General features: G+C 33.6%; 19 protein-coding genes. All 19 read left to right on the forward strand.

Features of this window, described 5'->3' with window-relative positions:
• Positions 1 to 70 precede the first annotated feature (70 nt).
• On the forward strand, positions 71 to 580 hold the full coding sequence (locus C1X07_RS18955; RefSeq protein WP_103071612.1) for a c-type cytochrome: 510 nt from the start codon (positions 71 to 73) through the stop codon (positions 578 to 580).
• 10 nt (positions 581 to 590) lie between these two features.
• Positions 591 to 1,154, forward strand: coding sequence for a fasciclin domain-containing protein (locus C1X07_RS18960; protein WP_103071613.1), 564 nt, complete (start codon positions 591 to 593; stop codon positions 1,152 to 1,154).
• 13 nt (positions 1,155 to 1,167) lie between these two features.
• Positions 1,168 to 3,132 (forward strand): Sec-dependent nitrous-oxide reductase, encoded by a 1,965-nt coding sequence (nosZ, locus tag C1X07_RS18965; RefSeq protein ID WP_103071614.1) that lies wholly within the window; start codon positions 1,168 to 1,170, stop codon positions 3,130 to 3,132.
• Between the two features lie 197 nt (positions 3,133 to 3,329).
• A complete protein-coding gene (locus C1X07_RS25450) occupies positions 3,330 to 4,373 on the forward strand; it encodes a nitrous oxide reductase accessory protein NosL (protein WP_317046123.1) in 1,044 nt (347 codons plus the stop codon).
• Positions 4,374 to 4,386: 13 nt separating this feature from the next.
• The gene (locus C1X07_RS18975) at positions 4,387 to 4,821 is read left to right on the forward strand and encodes a CopD family protein (RefSeq protein WP_103071615.1); all 435 of its coding nucleotides are present in this window, start codon (positions 4,387 to 4,389) and stop codon (positions 4,819 to 4,821) included.
• Positions 4,822 to 4,899: 78 nt separating this feature from the next.
• A complete protein-coding gene (locus C1X07_RS18980; protein WP_103071616.1) occupies positions 4,900 to 6,111 on the forward strand; it encodes a nitrous oxide reductase family maturation protein NosD in 1,212 nt (403 codons plus the stop codon).
• Complete coding sequence (locus tag C1X07_RS18985; RefSeq protein ID WP_103071617.1) at positions 6,105 to 6,812, forward strand: ABC transporter ATP-binding protein; 708 nt, start codon at positions 6,105 to 6,107, stop codon at positions 6,810 to 6,812. Before C1X07_RS18980 ends, C1X07_RS18985 begins: the two co-directional genes overlap by 7 nt.
• Entirely contained in the window at positions 6,805 to 7,587 is a 783-nt protein-coding gene (locus C1X07_RS18990; protein WP_103071618.1) for an ABC transporter permease, read from the forward strand. The genes C1X07_RS18985 and C1X07_RS18990 overlap by 8 nt, the downstream gene beginning before the upstream one ends.
• Before the next feature lie 428 nt (positions 7,588 to 8,015).
• Entirely contained in the window at positions 8,016 to 8,708 is a 693-nt protein-coding gene (locus C1X07_RS18995; protein WP_103071619.1) for a hypothetical protein, read from the forward strand.
• 168 nt (positions 8,709 to 8,876) lie between these two features.
• Entirely contained in the window at positions 8,877 to 9,794 is a 918-nt protein-coding gene (locus C1X07_RS19000) for an alpha/beta fold hydrolase (protein WP_103071620.1), read from the forward strand.
• Positions 9,795 to 10,008: 214 nt separating this feature from the next.
• On the forward strand, positions 10,009 to 10,398 hold the full coding sequence (locus C1X07_RS19005; protein ID WP_103071621.1) for a VOC family protein: 390 nt from the start codon (positions 10,009 to 10,011) through the stop codon (positions 10,396 to 10,398).
• A 102-nt stretch (positions 10,399 to 10,500) separates the two neighbouring features.
• Entirely contained in the window at positions 10,501 to 11,502 is a 1,002-nt protein-coding gene (locus C1X07_RS19010) for a helix-turn-helix domain-containing protein (protein WP_103071622.1), read from the forward strand.
• A 93-nt stretch (positions 11,503 to 11,595) separates the two neighbouring features.
• On the forward strand, positions 11,596 to 12,042 hold the full coding sequence (locus tag C1X07_RS19015; RefSeq protein WP_103071623.1) for a nuclear transport factor 2 family protein: 447 nt from the start codon (positions 11,596 to 11,598) through the stop codon (positions 12,040 to 12,042).
• 84 nt (positions 12,043 to 12,126) lie between these two features.
• The gene (locus C1X07_RS19020) at positions 12,127 to 12,510 is read left to right on the forward strand and encodes a hypothetical protein (protein WP_103071624.1); all 384 of its coding nucleotides are present in this window, start codon (positions 12,127 to 12,129) and stop codon (positions 12,508 to 12,510) included.
• Between the two features lie 314 nt (positions 12,511 to 12,824).
• The gene (locus tag C1X07_RS19025; RefSeq protein ID WP_164914201.1) at positions 12,825 to 13,907 is read left to right on the forward strand and encodes a toxin-antitoxin system YwqK family antitoxin; all 1,083 of its coding nucleotides are present in this window, start codon (positions 12,825 to 12,827) and stop codon (positions 13,905 to 13,907) included.
• A gap of 6 nt (positions 13,908 to 13,913) precedes the next feature.
• Positions 13,914 to 14,297: a hypothetical protein gene (locus C1X07_RS19030; RefSeq protein ID WP_103071626.1), complete on the forward strand. Its 384-nt coding sequence runs from the start codon at positions 13,914 to 13,916 to the stop codon at positions 14,295 to 14,297.
• Between the two features lie 320 nt (positions 14,298 to 14,617).
• Positions 14,618 to 15,148, forward strand: coding sequence for a DinB family protein (locus C1X07_RS19035; RefSeq protein WP_103071627.1), 531 nt, complete (start codon positions 14,618 to 14,620; stop codon positions 15,146 to 15,148).
• Between the two features lie 20 nt (positions 15,149 to 15,168).
• Positions 15,169 to 15,588, forward strand: a complete 420-nt coding sequence (locus C1X07_RS19040) for a hypothetical protein (RefSeq protein ID WP_103071628.1) — start codon at positions 15,169 to 15,171, stop codon at positions 15,586 to 15,588.
• 93 nt (positions 15,589 to 15,681) lie between these two features.
• Positions 15,682 to 16,686 (forward strand): helix-turn-helix domain-containing protein, encoded by a 1,005-nt coding sequence (locus C1X07_RS19045; RefSeq protein WP_164914202.1) that lies wholly within the window; start codon positions 15,682 to 15,684, stop codon positions 16,684 to 16,686.
• Positions 16,687 to 16,767: the final 81 nt, after the last annotated feature.

Consider the following 16,767-nt stretch of genomic DNA (forward strand, 5'->3'; position numbering starts at 1 on the left):
AAACACGGCATATCCTCTCTATAAATCTAAAGTCAGGGTATTATTAATTTAATCATATACAATAGACAACATGAACAAATTTGGCAAAATTATTCTCTTGTTAAACATCTTTTTACTCATCAGCTGCGGTGGTAAGCAAGAAGAAAAAAAAGAGCAGATAACAATAGGAAAAAAGAACACATCGGTACAAAAAGAATCAGCGAAGCCTAAAGCCGCTACCAAAACCCCAGCTTCAAAAAGAGTAGATTTAGAAAGTAAAGGAGTTGGTCCGGTTACATCTCTAGAGCTTCCTGCAGAAATAGATCAGTCGATGGTAGCAAAAGGTCAGGATATTTTTAAGAAAATGTGTATGGCTTGTCATAAACCAAACAAAAGATTTATCGGTCCTGCCCCTACGGGAATATTAAAAAGAAGATCTCCTGAGTGGGTAATGAATATGATTCTTAATCCTTCAGAAATGGTAGAAAAAGATCCTCTGGCAAAAGAATTGCTAATCGAGTTTAATGGTTCTCCTATGGCCAACCAAAGTTTAACTGAAGAAGATGCCAGAGCTGTACTAGAATACTTTAGAACACTATAACACATAAGATATGAAGTCAATATTATTTATCTGTGCATTAGTAGCCTTTACATTCATTGGATGTAAAGGCGAACATCAACCACAAGAAACCCCAGCCCCCAATAAAGAAGTAAAAGAATCCCAAAATGCCAAAGGTCAAGCTTTTATCGAAGATGATGAAGCTACCCCAAATGTATTAAACATTGCTATTGGATCTAAAGACCACACTACATTGGTTGCAGCAGTACAGGCGGCAGAGTTAGAAAATGCTCTTGTAAATGCAGGGCCACTTATGGTTTTTGCACCTACCAACGAAGCCTTTAATGCATTACCAGAAGGTACCGTAGAAACCTTATTGAAACCAGAAAACAAAGAAAAACTAGCCTACATACTTAAACATCATGTTACTCCCGGTAATTACTCCAAAGACTTTTTAAAAAAGTTCAAAAAGCTAGGACAAGCCAATAATGAGTATGTATCGGTAGAAGTAAAAGGAGATGACGTATACATTGGCGGTGCAAAAATCCTGGGAAGTGTAAAAGCAGGAAACGGGATTGTACATGTTGTGGATAAAGTCATTCTTCCAACTAACTAAATTTGAAAATGTCATGAAAAAATTACTTAATTTATTTTTCTATCTCATCGCAACCGCGCTATTAGTCACCAGTTGTGCCAATACTGATTCTAAATCAGAAAGAAGCGGAGCTCTTAATTCTTCGGCTGCAGAAAAAGTATATGTTGCCCCAGGAGAACATGATGAATTTTACGCATTCATCTCTGGTGGATTTAGCGGTCAGTTATCTGTCTACGGGCTTCCGTCGGGGAGACTATTTAAAGTTATCCCTGTATTCTCACAAGACCCCGAAAAAGCCTGGGGATATAATGAAGAAACAAAACCAATGCTAAACACCTCTCATGGATTTATCCCTTGGGATGATGCCCATCACCCGGATATATCACAAACCGCCGGAGAAATCGATGGTAGATATGTGTTTATAAATGCTAATAATACACCCCGTATTGCAAAAATAGATTTATCTACTTTTGAGACTACCGAGATCATTGAACTTCCTAACAGTGCAGGTAATCACAGTTCTTCATTTGTCACAGAAAACTCAGAATATGTAGTAGCAGGAACCCGGTTTTCGGTACCTGTTCCTCAACAAGATATCTCTATAAAAGAGTACAAAGGAAACTTTAAAGGAGCATTATCCTTTATAAGTGTAGCTCCAGAAGATGGAAGAATGGACTTAGAATTTCAGATCCTAATGCCTGGATTTAACTATGACCTCTCTCACCCTGGTCGTGGCAAATCTCATGGATGGTTCTTCTTTACTACTTACAATACAGAAGAAGCCAGTACACTTATGGAAGTGAATTCATCTCAAAATGATAAAGATTTTATTGCTGCCGTAAACTGGAAAAAAGCTGAAGAATATATCAAAGCAGGAAAATATAGAACTGTTCCTGCAAATTACGCGCATAATGTATACGATGAGCATACGCATACTGCTACTTCTACTATGAAAAAAGAAGTTAAGATCCTCGATCCCGCAGAATGCCCCGGTCTAGTATATTTTTTACCGACGCCAAAATCACCTCATGGATGTGATGTAGATCCTAGTGGAGAATATATTGTAGGAAATGGTAAACTATCTGCCAACCTTACCGTTCATTCTTTTACAAAAATGATGTCTGCTATCGAGAATAATAAAATAGATGGCGAAGCATACGGTATCCCAATTCTTAAGTTTGAAGATGTATTGGCAGGAATTGTAGAACAACCTGGATTAGGACCTTTACATACAGAGTTTGATGGAAAAGGAAATGCATATACTACGTTTTTCATTTCTTCAGAAGTTGTAAAATGGAAACTAGACACCTGGGAAGTAATAGATAGAAAACCAACATATTATTCTGTTGGTCATATCATGATACCGGGAGGTAACTCTGCCAAACCATTTGGTAAGTATGCACTAGCAATGAATAAAATTACCAAAGATCGCTATCTGCCAACAGGTCCAGAGGTTACTCAATCTGCCCAATTATATGATATTACAGGAGAAAAGATGGAATTGTTATTAGATTTTCCAACTATCGGAGAGCCACATTATGCTGCCGGGTGTCCTGCTGATCTTATCAAACCAAGATCCAAAAAAATATTCAAATTAGAAGAAAATCAACATAAATATGCTGCCAAGTCAGAAGCAGATACTAAGGTAGTACGAGAAGGTAACGAAGTACATATATATATGACAATGATCAGAAGTCATTTCTCGCCTGATAATATCGAAGGTATTAAGGTCGGTGACAAAGTATATTTTCATGTAACCAACTTAGAGCAAGATTATGATGTCCCTCACGGTGTTAGTATGATTGGAGCAAATACTTCTGAGCTTTTGATTATGCCAGGGCAAACAGAAACGTTTGTCTGGTATCCTAAGCAAGTAGGGGTCTGGCCTTTCTATTGTACAGATTTTTGTTCTGCACTACATCAAGAAATGCAAGGATATGTAAGGGTTTCTCCAAAGGATTCAGATATCGCGTTGAGCTGGTCTTTAGGAGAAGATTAAATCTGGATTACCAATGTTATCGCACTTAGGCTTGTCGAAGTGTAATCAGAAATGATGGACACTAGTCTTCGGCAGGTTCAGACTGACAATACCATATGCAACGCAATAGCATTGATAATCTGGTTTAGACTCCAATTTAATTAACACTATAAAACGGGTGATGCTATAGTATCACCCGTTTTTAAAACCGCATCAGTATGAAAACACCAAAATTAATAATGATTTCTGGAGCGCTACTCATATTAGCTTTATTCCTATTCCCGCTATGGAATATCACTCTAGAAGCCCCGCAGTATCCTACTCCACTGGGTATGGATATATATATAAATGATTTTAGTGATGCCCATCCTCATGATATCAAAAACATAAACCTGATGAATCATTATGTAGGCATGCAATATATCCCTGAAACTATTCCTGAGTTCAAAATATTTCCCTGGGTAGTGGGTATTATGGCAGCTTTAGGTGTGCTTATTGGTCTTTTTGCAAATTATAAATGGTACTTGGGGTGGTTTGTACTTATGTCTGTTTTTGCAATAGCCGGGATTTATGATTTCTATTTATGGGAGTATGACTACGGGCATAACTTAGATCCAAAAGCCATCATGAAATTCACGAATCCCGATGGTTCTATAATGGGATTTCAGCCTCCTTTATTTGGATCTAAAGATATTCTTAACTTCAAGGCACATTCTTATCCACAGCTAGGAGCATATTTAATGGCTCTTGGTATGGCACTTACCTTTATAGCGTATATTTTAGGGAAAAAGGATGCAAAAAAATACCTGTTCACGCCAAAAAGCAGCTTAAAAAAAACTATCCTCACCCTATTTAGTCTTGCGCTCCTATTTACTTCTTGTAATACCGGTCCAAAAGCTATCGATTATGGCATTGATGGTTGTCATTTTTGCGAAATGACTATCGTTGATAAATTACATGCCGCAGAGATCGTTACCAAAAAAGGAAAGATATACAAATTTGATGCTACAGAATGTATGATCAATAACCTTAAAGACATGGATATTGAAACTATAGACATCTATCTGTCTACCGATTATAATGAACCCGAAGCATTAATCGATGCTTCTCAGGCTACTTTTTTAATCAGTAAAGAAATACCAAGCCCTATGGGTGCCTATCTTTCGGCTTTTAAGCATAAAGAAGATGCTGTCACCAAACAAAAAGAAAAAGGAGGAGAACTATATACCTGGCAAGAGTTGCTAACCAAATTAAAAAGGTAAAACTAATACAACAATGGGATTAAAATTGATCATTTTTATACATATCATTGCTGCTACCATATGGACCGGGGGTCATTTAATACTGTCATTAACTTATTTACCCAAGGCACTGAAGCATAATGATTTTAGTATCATCGAATCTTTCGAATCAAAATATGAGCGTATTGGGATTCCTTCTCTAATCACACTAGTGATCACTGGGATATATATTACCACAGTATACGCTCCTGGGTTATTTGATTTTGATTTTAGTGATCATTACACCAAACATATCCTTATAAAACTAGGGTTATTGCTATGTACTATTGCCTTAGCAATTCATGCCAGATTTTTTTTAATACCCAAAAAAAGACTAAAACCTCTGTCTTATCATATTATTGCAGTGACCATTATCTCTGTGATCTTTGTCTTTGTAGGATTTAGTGCCCGAAGCGGAGGGCTTTTATAAACAACAAACTACCCCATGCACATAAGGTTTAATACATATCATATCACAAAACTACATAGACTCCTCATCGGGGTTATTATGATAGGAGTTCATACGATGGCAATACATGCCAATACGCTTATCGTCTGTAAAACCTGTACACATGCTACCATTTCAGAAACTGTAAAGGCTGCCGCTGCGTATGATACCATTATTATAAAAAAAGCAACCTACAAAGAATATAATATCAAGATAGACAAACCTTTAACGATTATCGGTAAGAATTATCCTGTAATAGATGGAGAACGACAAGGAGAGATCATTACCATTACATCAGATGATGTGACAGTGGATGGATTGTTTATCATCAATGTAGGTACAAGCTATACTGAAGATTATGCTGCAATCAGAGTTAAAAAATGTAAGGATTTTGTTATTCAGAATGTAGTACTTGAGAAATTGTTTTTTGGCATTTACCTCGAAAAAGCCAGAGATGGTAAAATCTATCACAACAAAATTATTGGTGATGCTGTAGAAGAGTATAATTCTGGCAACGGGATTCAGCTATGGTATAGCAAAAATATTACTATAGAACATAATTTTGTGCAACGGGTACGAGATGGGATCTACCTTGAGTTTTCTGACTATTGCACGATAAAAAACAATGTAAGCTCTAATAATATACGGTATGGACTTCATTTTATGTTTTCTAACAATGATAATTATGAAGACAATACTTTTGAAAAAAACGGAGCTGGTGTAGCAGTGATGTTTTCAAAAAAAATAAAAATGTATCGCAATACTTTTAAAGAAAACTGGGGCTCTGCGTCTTATGGTATGCTATTAAAAGAGATAAACGATGCCGAGATTGCAGAAAACACTTTTGAACAAAATACCATCGGTATTAATATAGAAGGATCTAACAGGATACAATACACCAAAAACAATTTTATCAATAACGGTTGGGCGATAAAAGTTCGGGGTGCTTGTTATACGAATTCTTTTACTCAAAACAATTTTTTGCATAATTCTTTTGATGTCTCCTATAACAGTAAACTAAACGATAATATATTCGATCAGAATTACTGGAGTAAGTATACCGGATATGATTTAAACAAAGACGGTATTGGCGATGTGCCTTATCGACCAGTAAAGTTATTTTCGTATATCGTAAACCGCACTCCCGAAACCATTATCCTATTGCGAAGCCTGTTTATAGATATTATTGATTTTTCTGAAAAAGTATCCCCTGTCTTTACCCCTGATAAGCTATTAGATCATCACCCACAAATACATAAAATAGAATGGTAGTTATAGAAAACCTACATAAAACGTTTAACAAAAATAAAGTACTAACGGGAGTAGATCTCACGATAGACAACAGTGGGATCTTTGCAATTCTGGGACCTAATGGATCTGGCAAAACCACTTTGATCAAAAGTATTCTGGGCATGGTTATCCCTACTGAAGGGACCATACAAATCATGGGCGAGCATATAAAAAATAACTGGCTCTATAGAAAAAAGATAGACTACCTGCCACAGATTGCCAATTTTCCAAATAACCTGAAGGTCAGAGAACTTCTTAAAATGATCAAAGATCTTAGAGGAGATACAGATGCAGATCAAGAGTTAATCGAATTGTTTAAACTAGAACCTTTTTTAAACAAAAAACTAGGTAATCTATCTGGGGGAACAAAGCAAAAGGTAAACATTGTACTCACTTTTATGTTTAATAGCCCTATTATTATCCTGGATGAACCTACAAGCGGTCTGGATCCGATCTCGCTCATACGCCTTAAAGAATTGATCAGAAAAGAAAAAGCCAACGGAAAAACAATTTTGATCACTTCTCATATTATGAGTTTTGTCGAAGAGATCTCAGATGAGATTGTGTTTTTATTAGAAGGAAAAATATATTTCAGAGGTAGTATCACTGCTCTTAAAACCAAAACCGAGCAACCTAATTTTGAACATGCCATTGCATCTATATTAAAAACCAGTTATGCTTAAGATATTAAAATACAGCTTTTATGATTTAATGCGTAGCCGTTGGAGTTATGTATATTTCTTATTTTACCTCCTTCTGGGTACAGTATTATTGTTTCTAAACAATGATCTATCCAAAGCCATTATCACTCTTATGAATGTGATTATCGTTTTGGTACCGCTTATAGGAACCATTTTTGGAGTCATGTATTATTATAATTCTAAAGAATTTACAGAACTACTGCTAGCACAACCCCTAAAACGAAATTCTATCTTTTTGGGGCAATACCTGGGTGTATCTCTGTCCCTTACTATGAGCCTGGTACTCGGGATCGGGATCCCTTTTATCCTATATGGGATATTTAAATCAGATAGTATCTGGAATTTTTCTCTGTTACTTATCACCGGGGCATTTCTTACTTTTATTTTTACGGCATTGGCGTTTAATATTTCTTTATCCAACGAAAATAAAATCAAAGGATTTGGATATGCCGTATTATTATGGCTTTTTCTGGCAATTATCTATGATGGTATTTTTCTAATGTCTCTGGTACTTTTTGAGGATTACCCACTAGATAAGCTATCTCTATTTGGTACAATGCTTAATCCTATAGACCTATCACGAACCCTGATCTTATTAAAACTTGATATCTCTGCATTATTAGGATATACCGGTGCTGTGTTCAAAAAATTCTTTGGTACCAGTTTTGGTTTAATCATTTCATTACTCATGTTATTCATCTGGATTCTCATCCCGACACTACGAATTATGTATAAATCAAAAAAGAAGGATTTTTAAAGAGCAACTGGCACTTTATAGGCTACAGTAACTTTATACATATTACAGTAACTTGGTTATTGATTACAGCAACTTTTTATACGCTACAGCAACTTTGTACGGGCTACAGTAACTTTTTATATGTCACAGTAACTTTTTTATGCACTACAGTAACTTTGTATACTCCACAGTAATTCTATAATTGGCTACAGCAACTTTTTATACACTACAGAGAATTTTTATCAATTATTTTATAATATTACTTTATACATATTGTCAATCCTGATTTTAAAAAACACCTTGGAATTAAACTTGTCATTTTTTTATTAGTTATCGCAATATTTTGTTTATAAACAAGTTATACATCATCAAAAGGCACAGAACATACACTACCTACCCTTACGTGTTCTGCTAACATTCTATATTAATTTTTTAAAAAACCAGAATTCATGGCACAAAGAAAGTATGCAATGAGCGATGCTATCCTGTTGGAAACAGCAGATACCATTACGGGGTATCTTATCGCAGACATTAATCAATTTAACACCTTTGACCCGGCAGCATTTCCTGTTACTTTACCCGACACTATTAAGCAAAAGGTTACTGATGCTTTTAATGAGGGAGGCGACGATATTGGCAAAACAGAATTAAGCGTTAAAACTGATATCGTATATCAGGAAATTCAAAATTGTAAAAGATTTTTGGATGATCTTAAATACTGGGCAAAAAAAACATTTACAGATCATCCGGCTATACAAAAGCAATTTGGAGTCAACCGTATTGGTGATATTTTTGCCAGTCAGCCAGGTCTAATACAATTTATGGAAAGTCTACCTCAGGTTATTGCCACCCACCGCACACAACTAGACGCTACAGGAACTCCCGCCCAATTATTAGATCAGGCAGCATCATTGGCTAAAGCCCTAAGAGATGCCAATACTGCTCAAGAAAACCAAAAAGGTAATCGCATGATAACAACAGAATCCAGAGTAATACATCTTAATAAGCTTTACGATATCTTAAAAAAACTGGACGATGCAGCGGCATCTATTTATAGAGATCAGCCCACAAAAAGAATCCTCTATAAAGTGACAAAAACCAACAACACCCAATCCCAGCAATCAGATTCGGGTATTTTTTAGAAATGTTTATAGCCTCTTGTTTTTGATTAAAGACAAGAGGTTTTTTATTACACTAAAATGACATGCCTGATATAATTATTTCATTTTGATTAAAAATTCATCTAGATTTATAGCCCCCCTTGCTACTGAAGATTTTAATACCCCAAATAAAGATGCCTTAAGAACAAAATGAATAAATTAAAATCTATAACTGCTGGAGACCTATGTATTGCTTATGAAAGTAATGAAAACATCAACGGAATCCCTGTAATACTTCTACACGGATTCCCTTATGATGTGAGAGCCTATGATGATGTATCCAAGCTTTTGTCGAATGAAAATTATTGGATTATAGTCCCTTATTTAAGAGGTTTTGGACCTACTCGGTTTTTATCAAAAGATACAATTCGTTCTGGACAACAAGCGGCATTGGCATATGACCTTATAGCATTAATGGATACATTATCAATAAAAAAAGCCTTAATAGCTGGCTATGACTGGGGTGGGCGTGTAGCATGTATCGTTTCTGCAATTTTCCCAAATCGAGTTATTGGACTTCTTTCAGCTTCTGGATATTGTATTCAAAATATAGCTAAATCTATTGAACCTCTTCATCCGGATATAGAAAAGTTGTATTGGTATCAATACTATTTTCACAATGAGAGAGGTCGTTTAGGATTGTCAAAATATAGAAAAGAATTGTGCGAAATTTTATGGCGCAATTGGTCCCCAACTTGGAAGTTTGACCATAGTACTTATGAAGAAACAGCTATTTCATTTAATAATCCCGATTTTGTAGAAATAGTTATTCACTCATATAGACATCGTTATGGATTGGTAAAAGGAGATCCAAAATTCGAAAAAATGGAACAAAATTTAGCTACACAGCCAAAAATAAAAATACCTGCGATAATACTGGAAGCTGATGCAGATGGTGTTGTTCCTTTTAGTGAAACAGATAATGAAGCATTTTTTTTCACTGGAGACTATGAAAGATTAATTATTAAAGGTATTGGGCATAACCTCCCCCAAGAAGCTCCCGAAGAATTCGCAAAAGCTATTATTTTATTAATGCAAAAAGTTAAACCTATTCTAGCAGATTTGTAACCCAAAATCTGATCTAGGTATTTTTTAGATATATATATTACCTCCTGTTTTTTGATCAAAAGCAGGAGGTTTTTTAATTCTGCAAAATGATATAATCTACCCGCCACTTTTTTTAAATCAAAAAATCAATTAGATTTATAGAAGTCTGTACATGCGAGCAAATCTTTGATACAATGCATATCTCTTCAATCATAAACACATATAAAAGAAAGTAATGAAAACAATAAATCGAATAATGACAAACATTTGCTCGGATAATTTACCCGAAAGCAAAGACTTCTACACCAAACTATTTGATTTTAATGTTGACTATGAAAGTGATTGGTTTATTCACTTAATTTCACAAGACAAGAAGCTTGAACTGGGGATAATAGATCGTACTCATCAAATGGTACCCAATACATTTCAAAACAACCCTCAAGGATTTTATATCACATTTGTCGTAGAAGATGCAAATGAAATATTTAAGATTGCAAAGGAAGAAAATATAGAGATAGTTAGTGCCCCTGAAGATACGTTCTATGGACAAAGGCGATTATTATTAAAAGATCCTAATGGAACACTGATTGATATTTCTTCACCAATTAAGGATTTTCAGTATTAAAATAAAGGTTCAAAATACATGCAACTATTTTTAAGAAACTGTATTGTATAACTTTTTACTATTTTTTATTCTTACTTTTCTTAAAAAATTTTAATCAACCCAATGCTAACTAATGGTCTTATTCTTATTCTGGCTTCTCTGGGGTTAGCCCAAGGGCTTTTTATAAGTTTCTATTTATTTACACTTAAACAAGGAAACAGAAAGTCTAATATATTATTAGCTCTTTTCTTGCTAGGTTTAACCATGCGAGTTGGCAAATCGGTGTTAAACTACTACATCCCCCTAGAAAACTGGCAAAAAAACATTGGTATCTCTGGAGTTTTATTTGCAGCACCTTGCTTATGGCTTTACGGCAGATCACTAATTGACAAGAATATATCTTTCTCTGGCAAAGATTACTTTCACTTTCTCCCTTTTGCAGCTTTTCTTTTTTTAATTCCTTTTGTACCAAGAAACGGAAACTTTGAATCTTTCTGGAACTACGGGATTGTAGTTTTTATGCTACTATTTTACCTGATCGCTTCTTGGGTTTATTGGTATAAAAATCGTTTAAAAATATCTATTAGTGTACTGCATTGGTATCGTAATATACTAATCGGCGCCACACTTATCTGGTTTCACTATGTTGGAAATCTTTTTGATTTTACCATATACTATATTACTGGTCCTATTTTTTACACTTTTCTGATCTATGCCTTCTCCTATCTTTTTCTAAATCATCATAAGTTTAACTTGCAGAAATATAGCAGCTCTAATTTGGATAAGGATAGTTCTAAAGACTTATTTGAAAAAGTAAAGACGTTTTTTGAAACTGAACATCCTTTCCTGGATCATAGCATTACCATAAATGCTATTTCAAAAAAACTAGATGTAAAAGCCAGAGAAATCTCACAAGCCATAAATGAAAACAAGCAGCAAAACTTTTACGAATTTGTAAACCACTATCGTATCGAAAAATCAAAACATCTATTGAAGGATGTAAAATACAAGGATGAAAAAATAGCTACAATTGCGTATGAATCCGGTTTTGGTAACGTTACCTCTTTTAATATTGCTTTTAAGAAAAAAACTGGAGTAACACCTTCTGCATTTAGAAAAACGTAAAAAACAATATATTTTTCGTTAAAACATACATGTTTTTTAAAGGATCCTACTCGTTTATTACAGAATATTGCCTTTAAACAAATGTAATCCGATATGAAAAAAACGATACCTCTAATTATTGTAATACTCACATTATTTGTACCTGCATGTAAGAAAAAACAGGATCACGAAACTAACAATACCTCAACAACAGCAAAACAAAACTTAGGGCTATCTCCCTTACAGATTGTAAACAAACGAATGGAAGCATACAATACACATAACTTTAAAGAATTTATAGCACTTTATGATAAAGACCTAAAGATATATACCTACCCCAATACATTATTAGGTACAGGATCAGATAGGTTGTCATCAATATTTGAAGCAGATTTTGAAGCAAAAGCTTTGCATGTAAAAATCCTAAACCAAATTACTAACGGCGCTTATGTTATAAATCATGAGATAGTTACTAATAAAGGAAAAGAAACGAAGTATGTTTCTATTTATGAAGTCAAAGACGGATTGATTACCAGTGTAAGATTTGTAAGAGATTTTTGACAGTAATTACCTATTCCAAAAAAAATATAACTAAAACTCATACTAAATACGTATTCATTCGTTATTACAATTATAAATTAGCATATGAAGATTAAAATTGTCTCTCTTTTATTAGTCCTACTCTCTTTCAATATAAGTTTAGCTCAACGCTCAAAATCAGATACTATCCCACCAGATGGTAAGTACACATATGATATTGCATTTGCCGAATGGGGTGGAAAATCAATGGACGAAAAAGTAATTGTTATCATAAAAGATGGAGTGATCAAAGTAATTTATGATGGTGGAGGAGAAATGATATCAGTAAAAAAAGGTAGTGTTTTGGATGAAGGTAAAATTTTAAAACATAAATCTGGAGCTTGGATAATAAGTACCAAAGAAAACGATATTGATGCAGAAGAAGTTGGTGGATGTTCTGATGGTCCAAACGTTATTGACTTTGACAAAAAGAAATTTTGGATGTGTTAACACACAAATAACTTCTAATCTAAGAAACATAGTATAGCGGATTTACAATCCGCTATATGTAAAAAAACTTAGTGCTAAACATAAAAGTTTGAGTATTTCTACTCATTACAACTGCACTACCCCATTTCTTATCCGAATAATTTACCTATCTGCATAAGTCAGGTAATCTAGATGACAAATTAACCCGTCTGTTATTCCATATTTGGCAGGTCAAAAATCGCCTTGTTCTTCGTTTTCATAATTTTATGTTAACTTTAGTTGAATAATAAATGGTATAAATAGTTATTTATGCACCATTTATGAATCTTCTTTTTATGAAAATCAAAACACTACTTCTCTTATTATTTCTTAGTCATACCTTTTTTGGGCAAACCCCTTATAAGGAATATTTTGATGATGGAACTGTGAAAACACTTGGAGCTAAAAAAGATGGCTTACTAACAGGAGAGATAAAATACTATTATCCATCAGGCAAATTAAAAATAGTTGATCACTGTACTAAAGGCAAAAAAAATGGGATTAGTAAAGAATATTATGAAAGTGGTCAATTATCAGGTTTGGTCAATTATAAAAATGATCAGCTTCATGGTATATTGAAAACCTATTATCAGGATGGAAAACTATATTCTACAGTTAATTTTAATGCCGGTAAAAAAATAGGTCTGTATATATCATATCATAATAACGGGAATACATATTCAAGTGTAAATTATAATGAAAATGGTAATGCAGATGGTGTCTACGTAGCATATTATGACGACAAGCAACTCTTTGCTAAATGCCTATATATAGACGGTAAAATTGAAGGTGAATTAAATAGTTACCACCAGAATGGGCAGCCCATGAAAGAAGAAAATTATAGTAATGGAAAAAAAGAAGGTACTCTAAAGGAGTATTTTAAAAATGGACAATTGAAGGTAAATTCTGTATATAAAGATGATCAAGTAGTGGGGGATTATTTAAGTTATTTTGAAGATGGTCAGCTGAGAATAAAAGCAAAAATATCTAATGGATTTGTAACATCCAGAACCAGCTATTATAAGGATGGTACAATCGAATCAGAATCATCTCAACAAGAACTATATGGTTCTTCTAATTGGAAGTATTATCACACAAACGGAAAAGTATCTAGTACTGGACTTAAGGATAAATGGTCTACAGGTGATTTTAAAATTGGGGAATGGGTTTATTATCACACCAATGAAACATTATATAAAACAGAGTTATATAGTGATTTTGGATCTCTTGAAGATATTATCAATTGTTTTGATGGTCAAGGTAAACCATTGAATAAAGGTACTTTTATAAACGGAAATGGAACCGTAAACGAATATGACGTAAATGGAAAACTGATTAGAACAGACACTTATGAAAAAGGTTCTATTGTTAAAAAATAATTAGGTATGCATAACATAGTTTTCACCCTACTTATTATAACCTCATCGCTTGCCTTTGGGCAAAAAGTTAGACTCACTAATTTTAAATCAACTAATTGCGATGAAGAAACAGATGCTTTTTATGCCAAAAATCGAATTATAAGTCAGCCAATTAAAAAAGATACTCTATTTATTAAGATAGCTACGACAGCAAATTGCTGTACCAGTTTTATCCCATCAATTCATTTTGAAAAGAAAATTTTAAAACTCAGTTACGAGGAATACGGCGAGTATTGCAATTGTATCTGCTACTATGAGTTTGACTATACTATTACAGGAATAAAAGAGAAGGAATATAGTGTTTACCTAAATGATAAAAAAATAGAATATTCTGCCGAAAAATATGAGTAGATTATATAGTATGATCTATCATACAGTCTATATCTATTACAAAATTGATTTCGTTGTTTTTAAACTTTTTGAAAGCTTGTCTAACTTTTTTGCAAGCTTCTATCGAAACTATCCAATCTGGGGCTTTCTTTAATTTATCTATTTACAAGGAAACTAAATAGTTACTAAAAAATTTCTTTTAACGAGACCAATATAACATCCCTCCTCTTTAATTTTACGTTGATCAAAAAATCCGTTAGATTTGTAAATAGACCTGTAATTATATATCCAGATATTTATCTTGTATGCAATTGTTAACGGTAGCGTAATGAAAATCAATAATGAAACAAATAAAATGGTTTGACAGAAAATTTGATTTTTCCTTTACCCAGAATATTTTTCCATCAATTATCGAGAGACTTAAAGGAACTTCATTGCGATTAGAACATAAAATCGCTCAAACTCCCAGTGACCAATTGTGCGTTAAACCAGAAGGCACATGGTCAATTCAAGAAAACATTGGTCACCTAATTGACCTCGAACCTATTTGGCAAGGGAGGCTTGAGGATATATTAAATGATGAGAAATACTTGAGGGCGGCAGATTTAGAAAATAATAAAACTAACTTTGCCAGACATAATGACAAAGAAGTTAATGACCTAATCAAGGAATTTGTATCTATTCGAGCATTAACATTAAGTAAACTAGAAAAGGTTTCAGAAAAAGAAATTTTTAAATACGTCCTACATCCAAGATTAGAAACGCCTATGCGTACAATGGATTTATTCCTTTTTGTAGCTGAACATGATGACCATCATCTGGCAAGAATTAACGAATTAAACGCACTACTTACGACAACGTCGAAACATTGATAACAAAACACACAACAACTATGAATCCAATTATTAAGAATATTTTAGCTGTTATTATAGGATGGCTTATAGGTAGCATTGTCAATATGGGACTCATTAAAATCGGATATAGTATGGTTCCTATTGAAGGTGTTGATCCCAATGACATGAATGCACTAGCTGCTATTATGCCAACGTTAGAGTATAAACATTTTGTTTTTCCTTTTTTGGCTCATGCACTAGGTACTTTAGTTGGAGCAATCATTGCTGGTCTAATCGCTGCCAACCATAAAATGAAATTTGCATTGGGTATTGGGGTTTTGTTTCTAATAGGTGGGATTCTCGTTAGTTTTATGCTTCCCGCACCTACTTGGTTTATAGGTATAGATCTACTATTAGCATATATCCCTATGGCGTGGATTGGTGGAAAAATTGCAGATAAAACATCAAGTCGTAACTAAAAACAATACCAAACATAAAATAACTACTATTAGAACAGTGATTTTCTTATCTCTATGTCATTAACACATATCTTACTTATAATAATTAGCGGCTTGGGTGTAGTACACGGATTCTTTCTGGCTATTTTTTTATGGATATACCCAAAAGGAAATACAACGTCCAACAAGATTCTAAGCGTACTACTTATAGTACTATCCTTTAGAATCGGAAAATCTGTACTTTTAGAATTTGCTCAACAGATAGACGTTAAACTTATATTTATCGGTTTAGGTACCCTAATGGCTATTGGACCGCTTTATTATTTATTTACACAATCTGTTATTGAAAAAGAATTTAAGCTACATAAAAAACACTTACTTCATTTTGTTCCGACCCTTGTGGGAGTGTGTTTTGGTTTTTGGATCAATGACCTGCGGGTTCAATCCATTCCCAAACTGTTTTTTGTTTTCCTATTTCTTTCCTATTATGGACATTATTTAACTTATTTAATTTTTAGTTACTCGTATCTCTCTAGAAAAAAGAAAGCAGGAGTAAGTAATAGTTCATATGAGTTTTTACGATTACTTTTTTACGCCTTATTAGTAATATGGATTGCTTATTTCTTGAATTTATTCGATGAGTTTATTCCATATATTGTTGGGGCTATATTATATACTTGTATAGCATATATCGTTAGCTTTATTGTTATTCAAAAAGGATACATCAAAGAAATGGGCTCTACTAAATATAGATCTACTCCTATTTCTGATGAACAAATTAGTACTGTTTTTGATAAAATCCATACGCTGGTGGTTACCGAAGAGCAATTCAAAAATCCCGATCTCACTTTAAAACTTTTAAGCAAACAACTTCATTTAAGCACACAAGTAGTATCATTGGTAATTAACAAAAAGAATAAGACAAACTTTAATAGTTATATCAATCATTATCGCGTAGAGGAGTCCATTGCTATGTTTCAAAACGAAAAATTTAAGAACCACACCATTGCAGCTATCGCTTTTGAAGTAGGTTTTAACAGTATCTCTAGTTTTAATTCTGCCTTTAAAAAGCAAACAGGAAAAACCCCCTTAGTGCTTCGTAAAAGTATCGGCAAATGATCTTTTACTCTAATGAAATGATCATTTAAGAAGATTTAAAACCCTCATTTACTTTATTTAGCCAAATATTAATAAAGTAAA

It is taken from the genome of Aquimarina sediminis, from assembly GCF_002895435.1.
Classification (GTDB): domain Bacteria; phylum Bacteroidota; class Bacteroidia; order Flavobacteriales; family Flavobacteriaceae; genus Aquimarina; species Aquimarina sediminis.

Bases quoted from the DNA above. Each gene is read 5' to 3' on its own strand.
- C1X07_RS18955 (WP_103071612.1), top strand. From the start codon at position 71: ATGAACAAATTTGGCAAAATTATTCTCTTGTTAAACATCTTTTTACTC.
- C1X07_RS18960 (WP_103071613.1), top strand. From the start codon at position 591: ATGAAGTCAATATTATTTATCTGTGCATTAGTAGCCTTTACATTCATT.
- nosZ (WP_103071614.1), top strand. From the start codon at position 1,168: ATGAAAAAATTACTTAATTTATTTTTCTATCTCATCGCAACCGCGCTA.
- C1X07_RS25450 (WP_317046123.1), top strand. From the start codon at position 3,330: ATGAAAACACCAAAATTAATAATGATTTCTGGAGCGCTACTCATATTA.
- C1X07_RS18975 (WP_103071615.1), top strand. From the start codon at position 4,387: ATGGGATTAAAATTGATCATTTTTATACATATCATTGCTGCTACCATA.
- C1X07_RS18980 (WP_103071616.1), top strand. From the start codon at position 4,900: ATGATAGGAGTTCATACGATGGCAATACATGCCAATACGCTTATCGTC.
- C1X07_RS18985 (WP_103071617.1), top strand. From the start codon at position 6,105: ATGGTAGTTATAGAAAACCTACATAAAACGTTTAACAAAAATAAAGTA.
- C1X07_RS18990 (WP_103071618.1), top strand. From the start codon at position 6,805: ATGCTTAAGATATTAAAATACAGCTTTTATGATTTAATGCGTAGCCGT.
- C1X07_RS18995 (WP_103071619.1), top strand. From the start codon at position 8,016: ATGGCACAAAGAAAGTATGCAATGAGCGATGCTATCCTGTTGGAAACA.
- C1X07_RS19000 (WP_103071620.1), top strand. From the start codon at position 8,877: ATGAATAAATTAAAATCTATAACTGCTGGAGACCTATGTATTGCTTAT.
- C1X07_RS19005 (WP_103071621.1), top strand. From the start codon at position 10,009: ATGAAAACAATAAATCGAATAATGACAAACATTTGCTCGGATAATTTA.
- C1X07_RS19010 (WP_103071622.1), top strand. From the start codon at position 10,501: ATGCTAACTAATGGTCTTATTCTTATTCTGGCTTCTCTGGGGTTAGCC.
- C1X07_RS19015 (WP_103071623.1), top strand. From the start codon at position 11,596: ATGAAAAAAACGATACCTCTAATTATTGTAATACTCACATTATTTGTA.
- C1X07_RS19020 (WP_103071624.1), top strand. From the start codon at position 12,127: ATGAAGATTAAAATTGTCTCTCTTTTATTAGTCCTACTCTCTTTCAAT.
- C1X07_RS19025 (WP_164914201.1), top strand. From the start codon at position 12,825: ATGAAAATCAAAACACTACTTCTCTTATTATTTCTTAGTCATACCTTT.
- C1X07_RS19030 (WP_103071626.1), top strand. From the start codon at position 13,914: ATGCATAACATAGTTTTCACCCTACTTATTATAACCTCATCGCTTGCC.
- C1X07_RS19035 (WP_103071627.1), top strand. From the start codon at position 14,618: ATGAAACAAATAAAATGGTTTGACAGAAAATTTGATTTTTCCTTTACC.
- C1X07_RS19040 (WP_103071628.1), top strand. From the start codon at position 15,169: ATGAATCCAATTATTAAGAATATTTTAGCTGTTATTATAGGATGGCTT.